We start from the raw sequence: 1,434 nt of genomic DNA, 5'->3' as shown, positions 1-1,434 counted from the left end.
TCGCGGGCGGTCATCGGGTCGCTCCGGTCTTCTCGGTGCCACCGGTGGTGGCGGCGTCGCGGTAGGGCGCGAGCAGGGCCCGGGCGACGACGCCGAGGTGGACCTCGTCGGGGCCGTCGGCCAGTCGCAGCGACCGCGCGGTGGCGTACGCCCCGGCCAGGGGGAAGTCGTCGCTCATGCCGCCGCCACCGTGGAGCTGCAGGGCCATGTCGATCACCTGCTGCGCCATCTTCGGGACGGCGGCCTTGATGGCACTGACCTCCACTGCGGCCTGTCCCTCGGTGTCGAGCTTCCAGGCTGCGTGCTGGACCAGCAGGCGCGCCTGGTCGATCGCGATGCGCGCCTCGGCGAGACGCTCACGGTTGCCGCCGAGGTTGACGATGGGCTTGCCGAAGGCGACGCGACCCGAGGCACGGCGGCAGGCCAGGTCCAGCGCCATCTCCGACAGGCCGATCAACCGCATGCAGTGGTGGACGCGCCCCGGGCCCAGTCGGCCCTGCGCGATCTCCGCGGCCCTGCCCGGTCCGGCGATGATGCTGGACACCGGGAGCCGCACGCCCTCCAGCGTCACCTCGCCGTGGCCGAGCGGTTCGTCGTAGACCCCCTGGGCGGTGAGCATGCGCTCGACGCGGACCCCGGGGGCGTCCATCGGCACCAGGACCATCGAGTGGCGCAGGTAGCGGTGCGCGTCCGGATCGGACACGCCCATGAAGATGCCCACCTTGCAGTCCGGGTGGCCGACGCCCGTGGACCACCACTTGCGGCCGTCGAGGACGACCTCGTCACCCTCGATACGGGCGGTGGCGGCCATGTTCGAGGCGTCCGAGGAGGCCACGTCCGGCTCGGTCATGAGGAAGGCGCTGCGGATCTTCCCGTCGAGCAGCGGGTCCAGCCACCGGTCCTTCTGCTCCTGTGAGCCGTACTTGAGCAGGACCTCCATGTTCCCGGTGTCCGGGGCGTTGCAGTTGAACACCAGCGGGGCGAGGAACGAGCGGCCCATCTCCTCGGCGACCGGCGCGTAGTCGGTGTTGCTCAGGCCGGTGCCGCCGTGGGTGCCGTAGCGCTCGGCATAGGGCCCCTCGTGTCCGGCCGGGAGGAAGAGGTTCCACAGTCCCTGCTCGCGGGCGCGGGCCTGGAGCTCCGTGACCCGCGGATCGACCGCCCACGGGTCCTGGCCGGCGAGCCGACGCCGGGCGATATCGGCGTGGATCTCCGGCTCCACCGGGGCGATGTGGGTGTCGATGAACTCGCGGACGGCTGCGGTGAGCTCAGCGGCGCGGGGCGAGGAGGAGAAGTCCATGGGTTCATCGTGGCACAGCCCGACGAACGGGTCCCGGCTCCGCGGCGTCTCCACGCGCGGGCCGGGGCCGGGGGTCGCGCGCGGGCCCGCCGACGGGTGACCCACAATGGCGAGACGGAGACCCCCTCCGCGAC

1 protein-coding gene is annotated in these 1,434 nt (G+C 72.5%); it reads right to left on the bottom strand.

Annotated elements, in window-relative coordinates; genetic code table 11:
• Window positions 1–10: 10 nt before the first annotated feature.
• A complete protein-coding gene (locus G6024_RS00845; protein WP_159147604.1) occupies window positions 11–1,300 on the bottom strand; it encodes an acyl-CoA dehydrogenase family protein in 1,290 nt (429 codons plus the stop codon).
• Window positions 1,301–1,434 lie beyond the last annotated feature (134 nt).

It is taken from the genome of Dietzia maris, from assembly GCF_014144855.1.
GTDB lineage: Bacteria > Actinomycetota > Actinomycetes > Mycobacteriales > Mycobacteriaceae > Dietzia > Dietzia kunjamensis.
The sequence above is the reverse complement of the archived record's forward strand: the minus strand, read 5'-3'. Positions and strand labels throughout refer to the sequence as shown.

What these genes read in the sequence shown, in the direction of transcription:
- G6024_RS00845 (WP_159147604.1), bottom strand. Translation starts at nt 1,300, where the DNA reads ATGGACTTCTCCTCCTCGCCCCGCGCCGCTGAGCTCACCGCAGCCGTC.